The following is a 4,539-nucleotide window of genomic DNA, read 5'->3' as shown; positions in this document are numbered from 1 at the left end:
CATCGAAATCGCCAAGCTCAAGGAGTCGATGCCGGCTACAACGATGATCTACGTCACCCACGACCAGGTGGAGGCAATGACGCTGGCGGACCGCATCGTGGTCCTCAAGGAGGGCCATATCGAGCAGGTCGGCACGCCGATGGATCTCTACAAGAAACCCGGCAATCTGTTCGTTGCCCAGTTCATCGGCTCGCCGGCAATGAACATCCTGCCGGCGACGATCGACAAATCAGGCGACCCGACCGTCGTCAGTCATGTCGGCGGGCGCAAGGCGACGGTGCCGATCGCCACGCCAGCGTCAGTGAAGGGCGCTTCGGTGAGCTTCGGCGTGCGGCCGGAGGATCTGATGATCGCCACCGGGACGGATTATCTTTTCGAGGGAACGGTGGACTATGTCGAGCAGCTCGGCGAGGTTCAGCTCGTCTATGTCGACATCGGCCGCTCCGAACTGCCGCTGGTGACCAAGCTGCCCGGCAATGTCGAGGTCAAGCGGGGTGCTGCGCTGCGGTTGAATGCCGATGCCGGCGACCTGCATATTTTCGATGCCGACGGACATTCCTTCACACTCCACAAAGCGGAAGCAAGGGCAGCCTGAGGCCGGCGGCCTAACTGCTGGATACAGGCAGTTTGGCGAAGGCAAAAAACAAGAGCGGCGGGCAAAGCCCGCCGCTCTTGTGCGTTCAGGTCGCTGTTAGCGGCCGAACAGGTTGCGGTCGCTGCCGTGGACAGGCTTCTCGTCAACCGGAACCGGATTCTGCGCCGGGGCCGAATTCTGGGTCGAAGCCGTGTACGAGCTGTCGACCGCAACGGCCGGTTGGTTGGCGCCGTTCGATCCAAAATTGTCACTACCGGCAAATGCGCTGCCGGCGACGGCCAGAACGGCGGCGGTCGCAAGAACAATCTTCGTCATTTCAGTACTCCTGGATTTTTCGTGTTCCACCAGCGCGGCGGGCAAATGCCGCCGCTGCTGTTGGGATCGACACTAGTTGTTGCCGAAGAGGTTACGGTCGCTGCCGTGGACGGGCTTCTCGTCAGCTGGAACCGGCTTCTGCGTCGAAGCCGAATTCTGAATCGAAGCCGTGTACGAGCTGTTGTCGACCGCAGCGGCCGGCTGGTTGGCGCCGTTCGATCCAAAATTGTCGCTGCCGGCAAAAGCGCTTCCGGAGACGGCCAGAATGGCGGCGGCGGCAAGAATGATCTTCTTCATTTCTAGTACTCCTGAATTGTCGTATCCCCTCAGCGCGGCGGCCGCGGTCTTTATGAAAGACAACGCCGCTCTGCTGTTTGGGATCAGCTGTTAATTGTTGCCGAAAAGGTTGCGGTCAGCGCCCTGGACAACGGGCTTTTCAGCGTGAGCCGGCTTCTGAATGGAAGCCGTATACGAGCTGTTGTCGACCGCAGCGGCCGGCTGGTTGGCGCCGTTGGACCCATAATGGTCGCTGCCAGCAAAGGCGCTGCCGGTGATGGCCAGAACGGCGACGGCAGTAAGAGCAATCTTTTTCATTTTTGGTACTCCAGTATCTTAATTTTCCGTCCGTCTAGCGGCGTGTCTTGGGAGGAATTCGCGTCGTTCGGACAGCCCCGATGTGGGAAGGCCATTCGGCGGATTCCAATCACTAAGTTGTTCCGTGTGGACCAAGAATCTACACCTTGAAATTGTACCAGATGCTTCCAGTAGTGTTGTTTTATGTTTTGTTTCAGAGGTTTATGCCAAAGGCGCCATTCGACCATTTGACGAATTGCCGGACCTGCGTTCACAGCGTCATGCACGCATTGTCAACAGAAACGAACCGTTCGGTTCGATTTTAGAAGCGGCTTAAAAAGCCGGTGCTGAGTTGTTGTCGAATCGTTAACCATTTAGGCGCCCTGCAATGGTTAAATCCGGCGTGCTTTCAGAACCGGCAGCGCTCGCAGCCGGGTGCAAATTCATCCCCCTCAAATCCCGGCCCACAGGGTTTCGCCGTCGTGTCGCGCCGCATGGATACGATGTCGCTTTCATACCGACAGTCAGCCAGCCGTCATGATTAGATCACGGCAACTCAGGTGCCGCTTGGTGACGACGAAGCGGAGAATTGGGAAGCCGGTCAGAACCCGGCGCTGCCCCCGCAACGGTGGTGGAGTTCAAGTCGCAACGGGAGACCACTGGGCCACAAGCCTGGGAAGGTGTCGCGATGAGTCCGCAAGGACACTCCAGAGCCCGGAAACCAGCCCGAGATTTCTAGACACGACTGATCGCGGTGGGCGGTCAAGAGGTGGATGATGCATGTCTGGCCTGTCCGCCGGCCTGCGAGCGATCCTTCCTCCATCACCACCAGTTCAGTCTTTGGAGCGACGTGCGTCCATTTGGACGCACAAAACACGCTCCAAGACTTTGAATTGCGCATCGTGCTTTCCGAAATCGATTCCGATTTCGGGCCGATGCGACGGCTATAAGGACAGGACATGGATGCGCGCAACGACATGCTGAGGCTCTTGCACGGCCGCAGGGCAGGCTATTCGCTCGAGCAGCCCTTCTATACCGATGCCGATTTCTTCAAGCTCGACATGGAGCTGATCTGGTATCGCGACTGGCTGTTCATCGGCCACGATGGCGAGTTGCCGAAGCCGGGCAGCTACATCACTGCCCAGATCGGCGACTATCCGGTCGTGCTGGTCCGCGACCAGCAAGGCAGGATCAATGCCTTCCACAATTCCTGCCGGCATCGCGGCAGCCGCGTCTGCAACGCCGACAAAGGCACGGCGGCGAAGCTTGTCTGCCCCTATCACCAGTGGACCTACGAGCTGGATGGCCGGCTTTTGTTCGCAAGGCAGATGGCGGACGGCTTCGACAAGAGCCAGTTCAGCCTGAAGCCGGTGGCTTGCGAAAGCGTTGGCGGCTACATCTTCATCTGCCTGGCCAAGGAGCCCGCCGATTTCGCGCCGATGCGCGCCATGATCGAGCCTTACCTCCTGCCGCACCGGCTGCGCGACGCAAAAATCGCCTTCGAATCGACCATCGTCGAGAAGGGCAACTGGAAGCTCGTCTGGGAAAACAACCGCGAGTGCTACCATTGCGCCGGCAACCATCCGGAACTGTGCAAGACATTCCCGGAAGCGCCGACCGTGACTGGCGTGCAGGGCGCCGATAGCGATCCGGAGATGCTCATGCACTGGGCGAAATGCGAGGCGGCGGGCTTGCCGAGCAAGTTCCGCATCGATCCGGCCGGGCAGTATCGTGCCACCCGCGCGCCGCTGCTGCGCGATGCCGTCAGCTACACGATGACGGGAAGACGCGCGGTGAAGAAGAACCTTTCCGACAGCGTTTCGACCGAGCGCATCGGCTCGCTGCTGCTCTATCACTATCCGACGACCTGGAACCACATCCTCGGCGACCATGCCGTCACCTTCCGCGTGCTGCCGATCAGCGCCACGGAAACGGCCGTCACCACCAAATGGCTCGTCCACAAGGACGCGATCGAAGGCGTCGATTACGATCTCGCCGAACTCACCCACGTCTGGACCGAGACCAACGATCAGGACCGCCGCATCGTCGAGGAAAACGCCTTCGGCATCCTGTCGCCGGCCTATGAGCCCGGCCCCTATTCTGAACTGCATGAGGGCGGCGTCATCCAGTTCGTCGAATGGTACGCCTCCTTCATCGGGCCGCGCCTTGCCGAGGACGGCCGGCCGGCGTTGCGCAGCGTCGCCTGAGAAAGGTCAAGGGTATGAACGCGATGACGGATCTCGGGCTCTACCGCCATCTCGACGAGATGGCGCCTTGGAACGACAGGCTTCAGGTGCTGGAAGTGATCGGCGTCAGCGACGAGGCGCCTGACGTGAAGACCTTCACCTTCCGCTCCGACAACCAGACCTGGTTCCGCTACAGACCGGGGCAGTTCGTGACGCTGGAACTGCCGACCACTGACGGCCCGCTGATGCGGACCTATACGCTGTCGTCCTCGCCGTCGCGGCCGTTCTCGATCGCGGTGACGGTGAAAGCCCAGGCCGGCAGCCTCGGCACACGCTGGATGTTCGACAATCTAAAACCCGGCGTTCACGTGAAAGCCTATGGGCCGACCGGCGACTTTTCGCTGCACAGCCACCCCGCGGCCAAGTATCTGTTCATTTCGGCCGGCTCCGGCGTGACGCCGATGATGTCAATGCTGCGCTGGCTGAACGACTGTGCGCCATGGACAGATGTCGGCTTCGTCAACTGCGCACGAAAGCCCGAGGAGATCATCTTCCGCAAGGAGCTCGAACTGCTCGGCAGCCGCATGCCGGGCCTAACGCTTGGCTTCATGATCGAGGAGCGCTCCAGCCGCGAGGGCTGGTTCGGCCATATGGGCCGGATCGACGCGATACGGCTGCCGCTGCTGGCGCCCGATTTTCGTGAGCGCGAAATTTTCTGCTGTGGTCCCGACCCGTTCATGCGCGCCGTGCGGCAGATGCTTGAGGCGGCCGGATTCGACATGGCCAACTATCATCAGGAGAGCTTTGCGGCCCCAGTAGTGGAGGAAATACTGGCCCCGTTCACATCACCGGCAAAGGGTGGGCCGGCAG

Annotated in this window: 6 protein-coding genes and 1 riboswitch; of the genes, 3 read left to right on the top strand and 3 right to left on the bottom strand. The window is 60.5% G+C overall.

The genetic code is table 11. The features are described from left to right. On the top strand, nt 1-595 hold a 595-nt coding region (locus tag EOA85_RS28545), incomplete at its 5' end, for a TOBE domain-containing protein (RefSeq protein WP_127211983.1). A gap of 96 nt (nt 596-691) precedes the next feature. Here the strand turns inward: EOA85_RS28545 and EOA85_RS28540 are convergent. The 3 genes from EOA85_RS28540 to EOA85_RS28530 form a co-directional block, all read right to left on the bottom strand. After that, nucleotides 692-910, bottom strand: a complete 219-nt coding sequence (locus tag EOA85_RS28540) for a DUF680 domain-containing protein (RefSeq protein ID WP_127211985.1) — start codon at nt 908-910, stop codon at nt 692-694. 72 nt (nt 911-982) lie between these two features. Continuing rightward, nucleotides 983-1,207: a DUF680 domain-containing protein gene (locus tag EOA85_RS28535; protein WP_065011024.1), complete on the bottom strand. Its 225-nt coding sequence runs from the start codon at nt 1,205-1,207 to the stop codon at nt 983-985. A gap of 90 nt (nt 1,208-1,297) precedes the next feature. Next, on the bottom strand, nt 1,298-1,504 hold the full coding sequence (locus tag EOA85_RS28530; RefSeq protein ID WP_029347529.1) for a DUF680 domain-containing protein: 207 nt from the start codon (nt 1,502-1,504) through the stop codon (nt 1,298-1,300). 520 nt (nt 1,505-2,024) lie between these two features. Next, nucleotides 2,025-2,228: riboswitch (cobalamin riboswitch) on the top strand. A gap of 214 nt (nt 2,229-2,442) precedes the next feature. On the opposite strand from EOA85_RS28530, the gene EOA85_RS28525 reads away from it, so the two are divergent. Together EOA85_RS28525 and EOA85_RS28520 are read left to right on the top strand one after the other, a co-directional pair. After that, a complete protein-coding gene (locus EOA85_RS28525) occupies nt 2,443-3,690 on the top strand; it encodes an aromatic ring-hydroxylating dioxygenase subunit alpha (RefSeq protein ID WP_127211982.1) in 1,248 nt (415 codons plus the stop codon). A gap of 23 nt (nt 3,691-3,713) precedes the next feature. Next, on the top strand, nt 3,714-4,539 hold an 826-nt coding region (locus EOA85_RS28520), incomplete at its 3' end, for an FAD-binding oxidoreductase (protein WP_127211984.1).

The sequence above is a fragment of the Mesorhizobium sp. M5C.F.Ca.IN.020.29.1.1 genome, from assembly GCF_003997375.1.
Classification (GTDB): Bacteria; Pseudomonadota; Alphaproteobacteria; order Rhizobiales; family Rhizobiaceae; genus Mesorhizobium; species Mesorhizobium wenxiniae.
Note: the sequence above shows the minus strand (reverse complement) of the source record. Positions and strands in the feature narration are given on the sequence as shown.

Bases quoted from the DNA above. Each gene is read 5' to 3' on its own strand.
- EOA85_RS28540 (WP_127211985.1), bottom strand. From the start codon at position 910: ATGACGAAGATTGTTCTTGCGACCGCCGCCGTTCTGGCCGTCGCCGGC.
- EOA85_RS28535 (WP_065011024.1), bottom strand. From the start codon at position 1,207: ATGAAGAAGATCATTCTTGCCGCCGCCGCCATTCTGGCCGTCTCCGGA.
- EOA85_RS28530 (WP_029347529.1), bottom strand. From the start codon at position 1,504: ATGAAAAAGATTGCTCTTACTGCCGTCGCCGTTCTGGCCATCACCGGC.
- EOA85_RS28525 (WP_127211982.1), top strand. From the start codon at position 2,443: ATGGATGCGCGCAACGACATGCTGAGGCTCTTGCACGGCCGCAGGGCA.